We start from the raw sequence: 15430 nt of genomic DNA, 5'->3' as shown, positions 1-15430 counted from the left end.
TGCTGCTTCCTGGTAGGGCACCTTCATTCCTTCCAATACAGTGGCTGCCGTACCGCGACCTTGAGGAGCTTCCGGGTCTGGCTCCACGTACCCTTGAATCCTTGGGGCAGCACGAAGATGTCTCCTGCCGAATAGGTCTTGCCCAAGCCATCCGTTCCGGTGACGGTCACCATGCCCTGAATGATGTGGATCACCTCGGTTTCCGGCCACGACAGGATTTCCAGATCCACCGGCTCGATTTCGCAGACCTCGATGGCTGCCACCTGGCCGGGAAGGGTGTAGGGAACATGGCACCTGTATGTGAAGTGCGTGCCGTGCCGTGTGATGTAGTGCGGGTCCCTGTCTGAAGCCTTGACGGTACGGGCCGTGGCGGGTACGGACTTCGAAACCAGTACAACCGGGCGTGAATCCGGTGCCGCTGCCGGGGAGGAGGGGGGCGCTGCCTTGGTTCCTACGGCCAAGCGGACCGGTATCCCGGAATTCGCGGCCATGGCCGCGGGCGATCCCGCCAGGGATGAACAAACAAGAAACAGGTGCGTCACCGTGCCAAGGCGGGATTGAATTGAGTACATGTGCGGGAGGTTTGGGAGATTTCCGGATCAGGATTCCAGAAATCACCGGGCAATGGGGGAAATTCGGAAAATAACCGCCAAAGCTTTTGATGTCGGGTATCGGGTGGGTCAGTGAATTGCCGGTTCAGGATGGGCGACGGCAGTATTCATGGCTGGAGCGCCTGTTGAATCAGGAAGCAGAATTAGTTGTTGGAAGCACGTAGGTGCCTATCGCGGCGAATCGAAAATATCGGAGTGGTCGGTGTGGATCCGCTGTCATCTCTTGCAGCCTGAGAATACAACGGAAAAATGGGACTGTCGTCTTGGTGACAATAATAATAATATTGATTTAATATAAAAATAATTTGGAAGTAAATATTTGGCGCGGCATGCACGCAGTCCAGGAGTCATAAAGCAAGCACCGCCTGATTGCGCAGGGGACTCGCAGGAAACCGGGGGAGGATCAGCCTGTGGCTGGCAGTCCGCGTGATCTCCGGTCCTTGCGCTTCGATGGGGGTGGCATTCCGGGCCTCCGGCGCCCCCGGCCTACACTGCAGACACGCCGGTTGCATCCATACTGCCGGCTCGATGTTTCGCGGCGCGCGCCGGCATGGCGCGGCGCCTTTTCCGATCGACCGAGGTGGCGATGAGAGCTTGTATCGACATAGGGGGAACGAAGGTCGCGGTGGCGCTGGCGCCCGCGGGAACGGACCGGGCCGCGCTCGTGGCGCGGCGCAGCGAGCCGACCGTGAAGGAAGGGCCGCCCGACGCGCTCGCGCGCCAGTGCCTGCGCATGGTGGACGAGGCCTGTTCCGAGGCCGGCATATCGCGTGCGCAACTGCAGTCCACCGGCGTGGCGAGTTGCGGGCCCTTCGTCCTGCAGGACGGCATGGTCGAGGTCTCCACCCCCAACATCTGCGGAGGACTGCCCGGGGCCGACCGCAGCCTGCTGCCCAACGACTGGACGCGCATCCCGCTGCAGGCCCCGCTGGCCGAGGTGCTGGGCCGCGTGAACGTGCAGAACGACGCCGTGGCGGCCCTGGTGGCCGAACGCCGCTGGGGTGCGCTGCAGGGGCAGGACCACTGCGCCTACGTCACCTGGAGCACCGGCGTCGGCGTGGGCCTGTGCGTGGACGGCAGCGTACTGCGCGGCAAGAACGGCAACGCGGGGCATGCGGGCCACAGCTTTTCCAGCGACGGTCCGCCGGAGGCCACCTGCGGCTGCGGCAACGTGGGCGACGTGGAGTCGCTGGTGGCGGGCAATGCCATCCCGCGCCGCTGGGGCCGCGATGCCGGCGGCCTGATCGGTGCCGCGCGCGAGGGCGACGCCGCCGCCGCCGAGGCCGTGGCACAGATGTGCCGCGTGCTCGGCCGCATGCTCTACAACCTTGTCGCCATCCTGGACCTGCAGCGCATCAGCGTCGGCGGGAGCGTGTTCCTGCACCACCAGGATTTCCTGCTGCCCCGCCTGCAGGCGGAAGTGTCGGGCCACCTGCCCGCGCTCACCGGCGGCGTGCAGGTGGTGCCGGCCGGCCTGGGGCTCCAGATCGGGGATTACGCGGCGCTCGCCATGGCCGGCTGAGCGCAGGCTCAGGGCCCGGCGGCCGGAGTGCTTGCGGCGACGGCGACCCCGTAGAGCGCCAGCAGGCCCATGACGTGCCCGATGGCGACACCGGGTTCGCCGGATTCGATCCGGCCGATCGTCTGCACATGCACCCCGAGCCGCGCGGCGGCCGCGGCCTGGCCGTCACCTGCCGCCAGTCGCGCCTGCTTCGCCGCCGCGCCGAGGGCGCGGATCGCCTGCAGGGCGTCCTCGGAGATGTCCACGGAGATGCGTTTGCCTTGGGCCATGCGCGCATTGTGCCGCGTGGCGGCTCAGTCCTGCGCCTTTTCCAGGGCGTCCAGGAAGGTGCGCCGCCACCAGTGGATGTCGTGCCGGCGGATGCGCTCCATCAGGGCCCGGTGGCGCTGCTGGCGCTCCGCGAGTGGCATGCGCAGCGCGGTCTGGATGCAGTCGGCCATGCCCTGGGTGTCGTAGGGGTTCACCAGCAGCGCTTCCTTCATCTGCTCCGCCGCGCCCGCGAAACGCGAGAGCACGAGCACGCCCGGGTCTTCCGGATCCTGTGCCGCCACGTATTCCTTGGCCACGAGGTTCATGCCGTCGCGCAGCGGCGTGACCAGCCCCACGGCCGAGGCCCGGCACAGCCCGGGCACGCGCTTGCGGGCCACGGTGCGGTGGATGTAGCGCACGGGCATCCAGTCCAGGTCGCCGTGGTCGCCGTTGATGGCCCCGCACAGGCCCTCGAGTTCGTGCCGCAGGTCGGCATAGGCGTTCACGCTGTCGCGCGTCGGGGACGCGATCATGATGAGCGTGGCGCTGTGCTGGTTCTCGGGATAGCGCGCCAGCAGTTCGCGGAACGCCCGCACCCGCTGCGGAATGCCCTTGGAGTAATCCAGCCGGTCGATGCCCATCAGCAGGCGCCGCCGCGAATACTCGTTCTTCATCGCCTCGTAGGTCTGCACGGCGTCCGGTGCGGCGGTGAGGCGCGAGAACTCGTCCACATCGATGCCGATCGGGAAGGCCCCCACCTGCACCGTGCCGCCGAAGGCGCGCAGCCGCTGCGGGCCCACGCTTTCGGCGCCGCCTTCGGTCCTCAGGTACTGCGTGAAGTGGGACACGTCCGCCTCGCTCTGCAGGCCCACGAGGTCGTAGGCGAACAGCGAGCGCATCAGCCATTCGTGCTGCGGGATCGCGGCCATGATGAGCGGCGGCGGCACCGGGATGTGGAGGAAGAAGCCGATGCGCTGCCTGCATCCGAGCGCGCGCAGTTCGGCCGCCAGCGGGATCAGGTGGTAGTCGTGCACCCAGAGGATGTCGTCGTCCTTCAGCAGCGGCAGCAGCTTGCGCGCGAACATCTGGTTCACGCGCCGGTAGCCCGCGATGTAGCCCGCATTGAAATCGGCCAGGTCCAGCCGGTAGTGGAACACCGGCCACAGCACGCTGTTGCTGTAGCCCGCGTAGTAGCTGTCGTGGTCCTCCTGGCACAGGTCCACCGTGGCCAGCGTCACGCCTCCCGCCTGGCGCGTCTGCAGCTTGCCCTCGCCGGGCACGCCGTCCTCGGTGATGGTGCCGCTCCAGCCGAACCACATGCCGCCCGTGCGGCTCAGCGTCTCGCCCAGGGCCACGGCGAGTCCCCCCGCGGCGGGTTTGCGGGGATCGGCGATGCGGTTGGAAATGACGACGAGTCGGCTCATGGGAATTCCTTGTTGTTCAATCCAGGGGGCCGCCCGTCAGATCACGCTGTCCCAGGGCGCCGACAGGCGCATCGCGGCATTGATGATGCCCACCATGGAATAGGTCTGCGGGAAGTTGCCCCACATCTCGCCCGTCTGCGCATGCGTGTCTTCCGACAGCAGGCCCAGCGGGTTGCGGGCGGCGAGCATGGCCTCGAAGATCTCGCGGGCCTGGCTGCGCCGGCCGATGCGCGCCAGGGCGTCGATGCGCCAGAACGTGCAGATGTTGAAGGCCGTGTCGGGCTTGCCGAAGTCGTCGGCGGCCTCGTAGCGGCGCATGTAGGGGCCGTCGCAAAGCGTCTGCTCCATGGCGTCCACCGTGCTCACGAAGCGCGGGTCGCGCGGGTCGATCAGGCCCACCTCGGCCATGAGCAGCACGCTGGCATCCAGCTCGCTGCCGCCGAAGCTTTCCGCGAAGGCCTGGCGCTTGTCGCTCCAGGACTTCTCCAGGATCTCGTCCTTCATGCGCCGTGCGTGGCCGTGCCAGTAGCCGGCGCGGTCGGTCAGCTGCAGCGAGTCGGCGATCTTGGCCAGGCGGTCGCACGCGGCCCAGCTCATGAGCGCGGAAGAGGTATGCACCCGCGCGCGCGTGCGCAGCTCCCACATGCCGGCGTCCGGCGTGCCGTACACCTTCACCGCCAGCTCGCCGATGTGCTCCATGCGCGCGAACTCGGCCGGCCCGGCGGGATGCAGCAGGCGCCGGTCGTGGAAGGCCTGGGCGGCACCCAGCACGATGTTGCCGTAAACGTCGTGCTGGAAATGCTCCGCCGCCTGGTTGCCCACGCGCACCGGGCCCATGCCGCGGTAGCCGGCCAGCTGCGGCACGAAATACTCGGGCAGCTCGCGCTCCAGCCCGATGCCGTAGAGCGGCTGGATGTGGCCGCTGCTGGTCTCCACCACCACGTTGCTCAGCCAGCGCAGGTAGTCCTCCATCGTGGCCGTCTCGGACAGGCTGTTGAGCGCGCGCACCACGAAGAATGCGTCGCGCAGCCAGCAGTAGCGGTAGTCCCAGTTGCGGCCGCTGTGGGCGGACTCGGGGATGCTCGTGGTCATGGCCGCGACGATCGCGCCCGTGTCCTCGTAGAGCGAGAGCTTGAGCGTGATCGCCGCGCGGATCACGGCGTCCTGCCATTCCAGCGGCACCGCCAGGCGCTGTGTCCACTGGCGCCAGTAGGCGACGGTTTCCTGCTCGTAGGAGCGGGCCGTGTCCGCGATGCCGTAGGGCAGCGATTCGTCCGCCCCCAGCAGGAAGTTGTATTCGCGCGAAAGAACGAACGGCTGGCCCGAGAGCACATGCGAGAGCGGGGCGTCGGTGTTCAGCCGCAGCGTCTGGTCCGCGCCCACGAAGCGCACGTGGTTGCTGCCGCGCGTGATGCCGGGTTTCTCGCTGCCCCAGCCGAAGCGCACGTTCGCCGTCACGCGGATGCGCGGCGAGCCCTGCACCGGGCGTATGCGCCGCACCAGCAGCATCGGGCGGAAGAAGCGCGAACGCGCGTGGAAGCGCGGCGCGAAATCGGTCACTTCGATGCTGTTGCCGGACCGGTCCGTCAGGCGCGTGCGCAGGACCGCGGTATTGGGCTCGTACCACTGGCGGCTCTCGACCTGGGCTTCCAGTTCGATCGCGAAGCGGCTGCCCTGTTCGCCGGGCTGAATGAGGGCGTTGAACACAGGATCGCCGTCGAAGCGCGGCAGGCAGCACCACACGATGTGGGCGTTGGCATCCACCAGCGCGCTGACCGAGCAATTGCCCACCATGCCGAGCGACAGCGAGGCCTCCCCGGGCGCGGCGAAGCCCGGCGGGCGCGGCAGCGGGTCGTGCGATAGCCCGAGGTTGCCGTCGGCGAAGGGCGGTGCGCTGGCCGCGGCGGCCGCGGCGGCGCCGGCGGCGGCGGATGCCGGGGGCGGCGGCGCAGGAGAGGCGGAGGTGGGAGAAGTCATGCGGGAAACCCTTCCGGCGATGCCATCTGGAACAACCATTCGCGCAGCTCCGTGGTGTCGTCGCAGCGCGCCAGCGCACGGGTGTCGCCGGCTCCGATCTTGATGCCGATGCCGCCGAGCGCCTGTGCGGCATCGAAGCCGTATTCATCGGTCACGTCGTCGCCCGCGAACACGGGGATGCGGCCCGCGAAGGGCGCCTGGCGCATGAAGTCGGCGATCGCCCGGCCCTTGTTCGGCCCGGAGGGCTTGATCTCCAGCACGCACTTGCCCTGCATGATTTCCAGGCCGGGCGCCTGCGCCAGCGCATGCTCGAGCGCCGCGCGGCACAGCGGCTCCAGCTCCACCGCCTGGCGGTAGTGCAGGGCCATGCCCGCGCTCTTGCGCTCCAGCACCAGCGCGGGATAGCGGTCCAGCAGCGGCTGCACGGCGCGCACCACGGGGGCGAGGTCGGGCGCCGGCACGCCGCCGATGACGCCGTTGCCCATCCGGTACTGGGCTCCGTGTTCGCAGGCCAGCGGCAGCTGCAGGGGGCTGAGGAAGTGGTCGATATCGGCCTGCGTGCGGCCCGTGGCGATGGCCAGGGCGCCATCCAGGCGTTCGTGCAGGGCCCGCAGGGCCGGCACCACGCCAGGATGGACCTGCACCGCATCGGGGTGCGGTGCAATGTCGGCAAGCGTGCCGTCGAAGTCGAGAAACAGCGCATGGCGCGCGGTCAGCAACGGTGGCTTTTGCATTGGCGCATACCTTACCAGATGGCACTGCCGAGCCTGTAGGCGGCCAGGCAGGCGCCCTGTAGGCGTGCCGCAGCCGCTGCGGGCGCGGCTTGAAAACACGGGTGTCGCCGCGCATCTGCCGCCATGCCCGAATCCCTGCACATCGTCTGCCCGCACTGCCACACCACCAACCGCATCGCGGCCGAGCGCCTGTCCGCGCCGCCCGGCACGGTCGAGGCGGACTGCGGGCAATGCCACCAGCCCCTTTTCACGGGCGAGCCCGTGGTGCTCGACGATGCCTCCTTCGGGCGCCATACCGAACGCAGCCACATTCCGGTGGTGGTGGATTTCTGGGCGCCCTGGTGCGGACCCTGCCGCACCATGGCCCCGGCCTTCGCGCAGGCGGCGCGGACGCTCGGGCCGGGCGTGCGGCTCGCGAAGCTCGATACCGAGGCGCATCCCGCCATCGGTGCGCGCCTGGGCATCCGCAGCATCCCGACAATGGTGATGTTCCGCCAGGGGCGGGAGGTCGCGCGCATCTCCGGCGCACTGGGCGCCAACGACATCGCGCGCTGGGTGCGGACGGCCGGCGGGGGCTGAGGCCGCAGGGGCGGTGGACGGGGCCTGTCAGGCTCCGGCAGCCGGCGGCTGCGCCGCCATCCACTCCTGCACCGCATCGCCGCGCGCCCGGCGGATCCATTCGCCCACCTGCGGGCCGGCGGCGCCGCGCGCCTGGGCGCGCGCGGCCACGGCGGCGGTATCGACGGAGCGTGCCGCTTGCAGTGCGCCCAGCAGGCGTTCGCGCTGCGGATAGGCCGTTTCCTCGAACCCCAGCCGGCCGCGCGCATCGCATTCGCAGGCCAGCAGCACATCGGCGAACCGGGCGGGCTTGCGCAGCGCATCGCAGCGCTCCAGCAGCCGCACCAGCGCCGCCGCGCCCAGTTCGGCGCTGCGGTGGATGTTGCCGTGCTCGCGCGCGACCACGTCCGCGGTCTCGCGGCATTCCACGGGCACCCGCAGGCGCTCGCACACATCGGCGAGCAGGGTGGCGCTGCGCTGCTCGTGCCCGATATGGCGCGGCAGCACGTCGGCCGGCGTCGTGCCCTTGCCCAGGTCGTGGACGAGGCAGGCGAAGCGCACCGGCAGCGGCGCCTGCAGCCGCGCGGCCATGTCCAGCACCATCATCACGTGTACGCCGGTGTCCACCTCGGGGTGGTATTCGGCGCGCTGCGGCACGCCCCAGAGCCGGTCCAGCTCCGGCAGCAGCACCGCCAGGGCGCCGCAGCCGCGCAGCACCTCGAACATGCGCGACGGTGCGGCTTCCATCAGGCCGCGCGCGATCTCCTGCCAGACACGCTCGGGAACGAGATCGGCGGCCTCGCCGGCTTCCACCATCTCCCGCATGAGTGCCATCGTCTCGGGGGCGACGGAGAAATCGGTGAAGCGCGCGGCAAAGCGCGCCACGCGCAGGATGCGCACCGGGTCTTCGCGGAAGGCGTCGGTCACGTGGCGCAGCAGGCGGGCCTGCAGGTCGCGCGCGCCGCCGTAGGGGTCGACCAGCTCCCAGTTCGAGGGGTCGTCGCCGCGCACCGCCATGGCGTTGATGGTCAGGTCGCGGCGGGAAAGATCCTGCTCCAGCGTCACGTCCGGGGCCGTGTCCACCACGAAGCCGCGGTAGCCGCGCCCGCTCTTGCGCTCGGTGCGTGCCAGCGCGTATTCCTCGCGCGTCTCGGGGTGGAGGAAGACGGGAAAATCCCGCCCGACGGGCAGGAAGCCGCGCGCGGCCAGGTCACCGGGCGTGGCGCCCACCACCACCCAGTCGCGGTCGTTCACCGGGCGGCCCAGAAGCCGGTCGCGCACGGCGCCGCCCACCATGTAGATCTGCATGCGGGCAGTGTAAGGGGCCGGTCTCGGTATATTCGGCGGCGATCCTTTCTGCCCGTCTGCCATGTCCCTGTCTTCGTCTCTCACCATCGCCCAGCTGAACCCCGACGGCAGCGTGCCCGTGCCCGAATCGCCGGATGCGGCCGCCAACGCGGCCGTGGAGGCGCTGCGGCGCGAGGAAGAGGCCGATGCCCTGAAGCAGCGGCTGGAGTCGCTGCAGGAAGTGCTGGACAAGCCGCTCAGCGAGATCCTGGCCGAGCGCGACCGGTTCAAGGAAACGGCTGCGGCCTGGGATGCCTTCGCCGCGATGTGGGTGCTGTCGCAGCGCGCGATGCGCAGCGTGGCGATGGAGCTTGCCGCGCAGCAGGGCGTGCCCGAGGAAGAGGTGGTGGCCCGGGCGCTGGCCTGCGCGAACCGGGTGCTCAACACCGAGGACGAGGACCTGGGCGGCTCCATCGCGCCGGCGCAGATGGCGCACATCGCGCGGCACCGGGCCTTCCTGCGCAAGCAGTTCCGCCAGGGCTGACTCCGGGCGGGAGCGGCCGGGACCGCGACGGCCCGGGGGCGTTCAGCGCCCGAGCCGGTAGGGTTCCTCGAAGTCCAGGAAGTCCTGCTCGGCCAGCGCCGCGTCGATCCACGCCTTTACGCCCGGCCGTGAGGCCACGTGCTCCACATACGCGGCGATCGGCTCCGGCACGGGCAGGGCATAGGTGCGCAGGCGCATGCAGACGGGTGCGAAGAAGGCATCCGCGATGGTGAACCGGTCTCCGAAGAGCAGCGGGCCGCCGTGCTCGCGCAGCAGGGCGCCCCACATCTCCACGAGGCGCTGCACGTCGGCGCGCACGCCGGGGCGGTCGCGCCAGAGCAGGGCGCCCGTCTCCGTCAGGTGGGCCTCGATGTTCATGGGGCAGGCGCTGCGCAGCGCGCCGAAGCCGCTGTGCATCTCGGCGGCCACGCTGCGCGCCTGCGCACGGGCCGCTGCGTCCTGCGGCCACAGTTGCTTGTCGGGATGGCGTTCCGCGAGGTATTCGGCGATGGCCAGCGTGTCCCAGACGGTGATGTCGCCATCGACGAGCACGGGTACCTTGCCGGTGGGGCTCACGTCCTGCAGGGCCTGCTTGAAGCGCGAGCCGGGCTCGAAGCTGTCGAAGCGCACGGCCACTTCCTCGAAGGGAATGCCGGCCTCGCGCAGCAGCACCCAGGGGCGCATGGACCAGGAGGAGTAGTTTTTGTTGCCGATGTAGAGCTGGAGCATGGACCGCACTCGCAGGGGTGGAAAGGAAAGGTCCATGCTAGGGCCAGGCGCCGCGCCTGCCAATGCCGTATGTCCCGCCCATTGATACGTGCCGAGCATCAATGCGGCGCCGGGCGGCCTGCGGCACAATCCGCCCCCAGCTTTTTTCGCGATCCGTGCCGGTCTTCCCGTTTTCCTGCCTGCTGCTCTTGCGTGCCGCCCTGGCCTGGCTCTGCCTGGCGCTGGTGCATCCAGCCGCGCGTGCGGGTACTGTCGAGCCGGCAGTCCTCGCTGCGCGCGAGGGCGGAGTCTCGCTCGTGCCCCACATGGAGGTGCTGGAAGACCCGGGGCGCCGCCTCGGCATCAAAGACATCATCGCACCCGGGAACGCGGCGCGTTTCGTCCATCCCGACGATCCCCTGCGGGGCGCCGAGGCCGACCGGGTGCTCTGGTTCCGCGTGCAGCTGCGCCTGGCCGACCCGGCGGACGCGCAGCGCGAATGGCTGCTGGTCGTGCCCACGGTGTCCACCCACGAGCTGCGCTTCTACGGGCCCTATGGCCCGGATGGCCGCGCGCTGGCGCCGCCGGTGGTGACGGGCATGCGCCATCCGTGGGCCACCCGGCCTGCGGGATCGGAGCAGATGGCCTGGCGCTTCCGGCTGCCGGATGCGCAGGCCTACACGGCGTATTTCCGGGTGGAATCGACCTTCGCGCGCTTCTACGCGGTCACGGCCTGGGACCTGGCCGACTACCTGCAGGCCACGCAGGACAAGCGCATGTTCGACGGCGCCTGCTATGGCCTGCTGCTGGGCCTGCTGGCCTTCAGCCTCGCGATGCTGCTGGTGTTCCGCGAGGGCATCTATGCCTGGTATTCGCTGTCGTGCGCCTGCGCCCTGCTGGCGCTGGCCAGCCTGAACGGGCATGCGCTGCGCTACCCGTTCGCCCACTGGCCGGCGGCGGCGGGGCTGCTCTACACCCTCGCGCCCCCGCTCTGGGCCATGTCCAAGCTGCTGTTCGGGCGCAGCCTGCTGCGCCTCTCGCGCTACGCGCCGCGCATCGACCGCCTGGTGCTCGCCCTGGTCGCGCTGCTGGGCGCGGCCACCGTGTACGGGCTTTTCGGTCCCCATCCGCTCTGGCTGTTCCGGGCCGTGCAGGCGTCGGTGATGGTGTCCACCGTGGTGCTGGCCGCCGGGGCGCTGATCGCGGTGCGCCGGCGCTACTGGCCCGCCGTGCTCTACAGCGCCGGCGTCCTGCTGCTGTTGCTGGGCATCTGCGCCATCATCGTCGCGAGCTGGGGCTGGGTGGCCTGGACGCCGGGCCAGATGGACCTGACCCAGGCCGCACTCGTGGCGGAAGCCGTCATCTTCGCCGCCGCCATGGCATCGCGCCTGCGCCTGCTTCGCATGTCCGAACAGGCGCTCGGCCGGCGCACCCGCGAGCTGGTGGAGGTGCTGGGCACGGACGCCCTCACGGGAGCGGCCAACCGCGCCGGGCTGGCGCGCCGGGCCGAAGCGGCGCTGGAGGCTGGCGAACCGTTCACGCTCATGCTGCTGGACCTGGATGGCTTCAAGGCCGTGAACGACACCCACGGCCACGCGGCGGGCGATGCCGTGCTGGTGGCCCTGGTGCCGCGCCTGCGCGCCCTGCTGCGCGAAGGAGACCTGGTCGCACGCCTGGGCGGCGACGAATTCGCCGTGCTCCTGGCAGGAGCGCCGCCCTGCACGGCCCTCGCGGACAAGGCCCGCGCCATGGCCAGCACCGTGGCAGTCCCCCTCGGCTTCGAAGGCCGGAACCTGTCCGTGGGCCTCAGCGTGGGCATTGCCAGCCATCCCGGCGACGGCCGGACCCTGGAATCCCTGCTGCGCGCCGCCGACGCCGCCATGTACGCCAGCAAGCGCCGCGGCCGAAACGGCGGCGCGGAATGCTTCGCCTTCGCGAGCGACCTGGCTACGGTGACATGACAGTCACTGCCTGACCTTCAGTGCGTTGGCATGGGGATGGCTCCGGGACCTGCACGGCCTCAACCATCAGAAGGCCGCGGAGCAGGCCACGCCAGCGGACGCCGCGGAACCGGCTCCGCCGGGCCGCTGGCGTCGTCCCCCTGGGGGGAAGGCGCCGAAGGCGACTCAGGGGGGATCCTATTTCAGTGGCCAGACGACTCCGTTGTCATTGAGGATGGCGTCGAGCGGCAGGTCGTGCGGCTCCGGCTCGAAGTCTTCGAGGAACCCGTGGGTGAACCCCAGGCCCACGGTGGTGGGCACCGGGTACAGCGTGGCCAGGGTCCGGTCGTAGAAGCCGCCGCCATATCCCAGGCGGTAGCCGCCGGGGCCGTAGCCCACGCAGGGCACGAACAGGAGGGTGGGCACGATGATCTCGGTGTCCTTGGGTTTCGGGATGCCGTAGGCATCCTCTTCCATCGGGCAGCCGGGATACCATGCGTGGAAGGTGAGCGTCTTGTGTTCCTTGTTCACCACCGGCAGGCCGATGCGGCGGCGCTGCGGCTCGTCCAGCAGTTCGCCGTCCTCCTTCCAGCGGTGCAGCGCGGGCAGGGGATCGAACTCGCCCTTGATGGGCCAGTAGGCGCCGATCACGGTGTCCGGGCGGTCCACCAGCCAGATGCGCATCACGCGCTGCAAAAGGTCCGCGCGCTGTAGGCGGTCCGGCAGGTTCAGGCGTTCCTCGATCAATGCGCGTCGCAGGGCTGCTTTGTCCATCACATAATTCCCCAATGCAATTGCTCACGATTCTGACACCGCTCCTGGCCGCCGCGGCTTTTGCCACCGCCGCGGTGCCTGTCCAGGCCCAAAACCGGGGCGACGACGCGCTGTTACAAATGCAGCAGGCCTACCGCAAGGGCGACCGCGCGCGGCTCACGCAGCTGCTGCCGGACCTGCGCGGGCACGTGCTGGAACCGTGGGGAGCGTACTGGGAACTGCGCGCCCGCCTCGACCAGGCGACGCCTCAGGAGGTGGCTGGCTTCCTGCAGCGCTTTGCCGGCACCTACCAGGAGGACCGGCTGCGCAACGACTGGCTGCTGCTCGTCGGCCAGCGGCGCGACTGGGCGCAGTTCAGCGAACTGCACGCCCTCTACCGCATGAACGACGACCGCGAGGTGCGCTGCTACGCGCTGCTGGTGGACCAGATCAAGGGCTCCGCGGCCTCTGGCGCGGCCGACGAGGTGCTGCGCAACTGGTATGCGCTGCGCGAGGCCGACGACGGCTGCACGCACGCGGCGGCCGAGTTCTACTCCGACAAGCGCATCGCGGCCCTGGACGTGTGGCGCAAGGCCCGGCTGGCGGCCGAGGCCAACCGGGCGCGCGCCACGCGCAACGCGGTCGAGATCGTCGCGCCCGAAGCACTGCCGATGCTGCGCGAGGTGTTCGATGCCCCCGCCAAGTTCCTCGCGAGCCGTGCCACGGCACCGGGCCGCATGCGGCAGGAACTGGTGGTGCTGTCGCTCATCAAGATGGCGATGTCCGATACCGGCACTGCGGCCCGGCTGCTGGACTCCAAATGGGGCCCGCTGCTCACCCCGGAGGAGCGCAACTGGGTCTGGGGCGTGATCGGCAAGCAGTCCGCCGTGGCGCTGTCGCCGGATTCGCTGGGCTATTTCGGGAACGTCTCCAGGGATGCCGACCTGACCGACGACATGCTCGGCTGGAAGGTGCGCGCCGCCCTGCGCGCAGGCCAGTGGAAGCAGGTGGCCCGCGCCATCGACGCGATGAGCCCGGCAGGGCGGCAGGATCCTGCCTGGACCTACTGGCGCGCGCGGGCCTGGCTGTCCAACCGCCCCGGCGACGAAGACCGGGCGAAGGCGCGCGAACTGCTCGAGCGCATCGCGGGCCCCGGCGGCTTCTATGAGCAGCTGGCGCTGGAAGAGCTCGGCCAGCGGGTGGTCCCGCCCGCGCCGCCGCTGCCACCCACGCCCGAGGAAAAGGCCGCCGCGCGCGCGAACCCGGGCTTCGTGCGCAGCCTCTACGCCATCGGCCTGGGGCTGCGGCACGAGGGCGTGCGCGAGTGGAACTACACCACCAACCTGCACTCGCCGGGCGGCATGGGCGACCGCGAGCTGCTGGCCGCCGCCGACCTCGCCTGCCAGCGCGAGATCTGGGACCGCTGCATCAATACCAGCGAGCGCACCAAGTCCTTCACGGACGTCGGACAGCGCTTCCCGATGCCGTTCCGCAACAACGTCGTGGCGCGAGCGCAGTCCATCGGGCTGGATCCGGCCTACGTCTATGGCCTCATCCGCCAGGAAAGCCGCTTCATCATGGACGCGCGCTCGGGGGTCGGCGCGTCGGGCCTGATGCAGGTCATGCCCGCCACCGCGCGCTGGACGGCCCGCAAGATCGGCATGGCGGATTTCACGCCCGACCAGATCAACGACCGCGACACCAACATCGCCATCGGCACGGCCTACCTCAAGCTCGCGCTCGACGACTTCGACGGCTCCATGCCCATGGCTGCGGCCGCCTACAACGCCGGTCCCGGCCGGCCGCGCAACTGGCGCAACGGGCCGGTGCTCGAGGCCGCGATCTGGGCCGAGAACATTCCCTTCTCGGAAACGCGCGACTACGTGAAGAAGGTGCTCTCCAACACCACGATGTATGCCGCGATCCTGACGGGCCAGCCGCAGTCGCTCAAGGGCCGGCTCGGCAACGTGGGCCCGCGCGACGCCGCCACGCCGGACCCGAGCCGCGAACTGCCCTGACTGGGCACGGACGCGGGCGCTGCGTCCTGCGGCAGCACCGGTCCGGCCCCTGCCGCTCCCTTCAGGCGTTGTGCAGCGTCTCCCCGTCCAGCCGGGCGGCCCCGCTGCGCACCAGCTCGTGCACCAGGGCGTCCTGCCACGCCGTGCGGGGCTGGTCCGCGAAATGGCCTGCGTGCAGCGTGCCGAAATACGGGGTCGCATCGGCCCAGGCGTGCAGCCGGGCGAGCGGCACGCTCTGCCATTCGAGCAGCTTGTACTTGAGCAGCACCTTGGCGGCGTAAAGCGCGTGCCGCTCCGGGGCACGCACGAACCCGTCGAGCCGGCGCCGGGCCGCATCGAGCGCGGCCGCCACTTCCGTGAACACGGAGCCGTGCCCCGGCACGACGGTGCGCGGAGCCAGCCCGGCGATCAGGTCCAGCGTGGCTGCGACGTCCGCGAAGGCATGCTCGCCGTCCAGCTCGGGGAAGACCACGCCGAAACCGTTCTGCCAGAGTGCGTCGGCCGAGAGCAGCACCCGATAGCGGGGCTCGAACAGCACCACCGAATGGGTGTCGTGCCCCGGTGCGGCATGGATCTCCCAGTCATGGTCACCCAGGCGCACGGTGCATCCGGGCTGCAGCAGCCCGTCCAGGCGGAACCGCGGGCAATCCTGCCCGGTGGGCGTGTAGCTCAGGGCCTGCGGATCCCAGTCGCGCACATGCGCGGCCTGCCCGGGCGGCACCAGGGTGCGCGCCCCGGGCCAGGCCTGCTGCAGCGCCGCGTTGCCCCCGCAGTGGTCGCTGTGCAGGTGGGTGTTGGCGATGAGCGCCAGGGGCCGGCCCTCCAGGGCCGCTGCCGCCAGCGCCACCGTCTGGGCCGCATGCGCGCAGTAGCCCGTGTCCACGACCGCCGCCGCGTCTTCGCCCACGCAGACGATGTTGTTGGCCGAAAGCCATCCGCGTTCGAGCACCGTGGTGCCTGGCGGCAGGAGCGGCGCGGTGCCGTCGATGGGGGCCTGGGGCATGGGGATGTGCATGGAAAGAGCTTCTGCGGGAAAAAGTATGGCACCGGCCCCGCCGTTCATCCATCCGGCGCAACCCTTCGCGCCGCCCCGGCGCAGGCTGTC

Annotated in this window: 14 protein-coding genes; 5 read left to right on the top strand and 9 right to left on the bottom strand. The window is 70.1% G+C overall.

Annotated elements, in window-relative coordinates:
- Window positions 1-23 precede the first annotated feature (23 nt).
- A complete protein-coding gene (locus T336_RS27380) occupies window positions 24-263 on the bottom strand; it encodes a cupin domain-containing protein (protein ID WP_019701611.1) in 240 nt (79 codons plus the stop codon).
- Between the two features lie 934 nt (window positions 264-1197).
- Between T336_RS27380 and T336_RS0112570 the strand changes: the two genes are divergently transcribed.
- On the top strand, window positions 1198-2133 hold the full coding sequence (locus T336_RS0112570) for an ROK family protein (RefSeq protein ID WP_026432804.1): 936 nt from the start codon (window positions 1198-1200) through the stop codon (window positions 2131-2133).
- 8 nt (window positions 2134-2141) lie between these two features.
- Here the strand turns inward: T336_RS0112570 and T336_RS0112565 are convergent, their stop codons facing one another.
- The 4 genes from T336_RS0112565 to otsB are packed head-to-tail and all read right to left on the bottom strand — an operon-like array spanning window position 2142 to window position 6517.
- Window positions 2142-2402: a helix-turn-helix domain-containing protein gene (locus T336_RS0112565; RefSeq protein ID WP_026432803.1), complete on the bottom strand. Its 261-nt coding sequence runs from the start codon at window positions 2400-2402 to the stop codon at window positions 2142-2144.
- A gap of 24 nt (window positions 2403-2426) precedes the next feature.
- Window positions 2427-3806, bottom strand: coding sequence for an alpha,alpha-trehalose-phosphate synthase (UDP-forming) (gene otsA / locus T336_RS0112560; protein WP_026432802.1), 1380 nt, complete (start codon window positions 3804-3806; stop codon window positions 2427-2429).
- A gap of 36 nt (window positions 3807-3842) precedes the next feature.
- On the bottom strand, window positions 3843-5783 hold the full coding sequence (locus T336_RS0112555; RefSeq protein ID WP_026432801.1) for a glycoside hydrolase family 15 protein: 1941 nt from the start codon (window positions 5781-5783) through the stop codon (window positions 3843-3845).
- The gene (gene otsB / locus T336_RS0112550; RefSeq protein WP_026432800.1) at window positions 5780-6517 is read right to left on the bottom strand and encodes a trehalose-phosphatase; all 738 of its coding nucleotides are present in this window, start codon (window positions 6515-6517) and stop codon (window positions 5780-5782) included. Before otsB ends, T336_RS0112555 begins: the two co-directional genes overlap by 4 nt.
- A 123-nt stretch (window positions 6518-6640) precedes the next feature.
- Between otsB and trxC the strand changes: the two genes are divergently transcribed.
- A complete protein-coding gene (trxC, locus tag T336_RS0112545) occupies window positions 6641-7096 on the top strand; it encodes a thioredoxin TrxC (protein WP_019701605.1) in 456 nt (151 codons plus the stop codon).
- Between the two features lie 27 nt (window positions 7097-7123).
- Here the strand turns inward: trxC and T336_RS0112540 are convergent, their stop codons facing one another.
- Window positions 7124-8383: a multifunctional CCA addition/repair protein gene (locus T336_RS0112540; RefSeq protein ID WP_026432799.1), complete on the bottom strand. Its 1260-nt coding sequence runs from the start codon at window positions 8381-8383 to the stop codon at window positions 7124-7126.
- A 61-nt stretch (window positions 8384-8444) separates the two neighbouring features.
- Between T336_RS0112540 and T336_RS0112535 the strand changes: the two genes are divergently transcribed.
- Entirely contained in the window at window positions 8445-8906 is a 462-nt protein-coding gene (locus T336_RS0112535; protein ID WP_026432798.1) for a hypothetical protein, read from the top strand.
- A 42-nt stretch (window positions 8907-8948) separates the two neighbouring features.
- On the opposite strand, the gene T336_RS0112530 is transcribed toward T336_RS0112535, so the two are convergent.
- Window positions 8949-9635, bottom strand: coding sequence for a glutathione S-transferase family protein (locus T336_RS0112530; RefSeq protein ID WP_019701602.1), 687 nt, complete (start codon window positions 9633-9635; stop codon window positions 8949-8951).
- A 155-nt stretch (window positions 9636-9790) separates the two neighbouring features.
- Here T336_RS0112530 and T336_RS0112525 point away from each other — a divergent pair, with 155 nt between their 5' ends.
- A complete protein-coding gene (locus T336_RS0112525; RefSeq protein WP_244883928.1) occupies window positions 9791-11575 on the top strand; it encodes a sensor domain-containing diguanylate cyclase in 1785 nt (594 codons plus the stop codon).
- Window positions 11576-11752: 177 nt separating this feature from the next.
- Here the strand turns inward: T336_RS0112525 and T336_RS0112520 are convergent, their stop codons facing one another.
- Window positions 11753-12328, bottom strand: coding sequence for a 5-formyltetrahydrofolate cyclo-ligase (locus T336_RS0112520; RefSeq protein WP_019701600.1), 576 nt, complete (start codon window positions 12326-12328; stop codon window positions 11753-11755).
- Window positions 12329-12342: 14 nt separating this feature from the next.
- On the opposite strand from T336_RS0112520, the gene T336_RS0112515 reads away from it, so the two are divergent.
- Window positions 12343-14325 carry a lytic transglycosylase domain-containing protein gene (locus tag T336_RS0112515; RefSeq protein ID WP_026432796.1) on the top strand — a complete coding sequence of 661 codons (1983 nt, stop codon included), beginning with the start codon at window positions 12343-12345 and terminating at the stop codon, window positions 14323-14325.
- Window positions 14326-14386: 61 nt separating this feature from the next.
- Here T336_RS0112515 and T336_RS0112510 read toward each other — a convergent pair whose 3' ends face one another.
- Window positions 14387-15340: an MBL fold metallo-hydrolase gene (locus T336_RS0112510; RefSeq protein WP_026432795.1), complete on the bottom strand. Its 954-nt coding sequence runs from the start codon at window positions 15338-15340 to the stop codon at window positions 14387-14389.
- Window positions 15341-15430 lie beyond the last annotated feature (90 nt).

Origin of the sequence: Paracidovorax oryzae ATCC 19882, from assembly GCF_000687165.1 — a bacterium.
Classification (GTDB): domain Bacteria; phylum Pseudomonadota; class Gammaproteobacteria; order Burkholderiales; family Burkholderiaceae_C; genus Paracidovorax; species Paracidovorax oryzae.
This window is presented reverse-complemented; position numbering and strand designations above follow the sequence as displayed.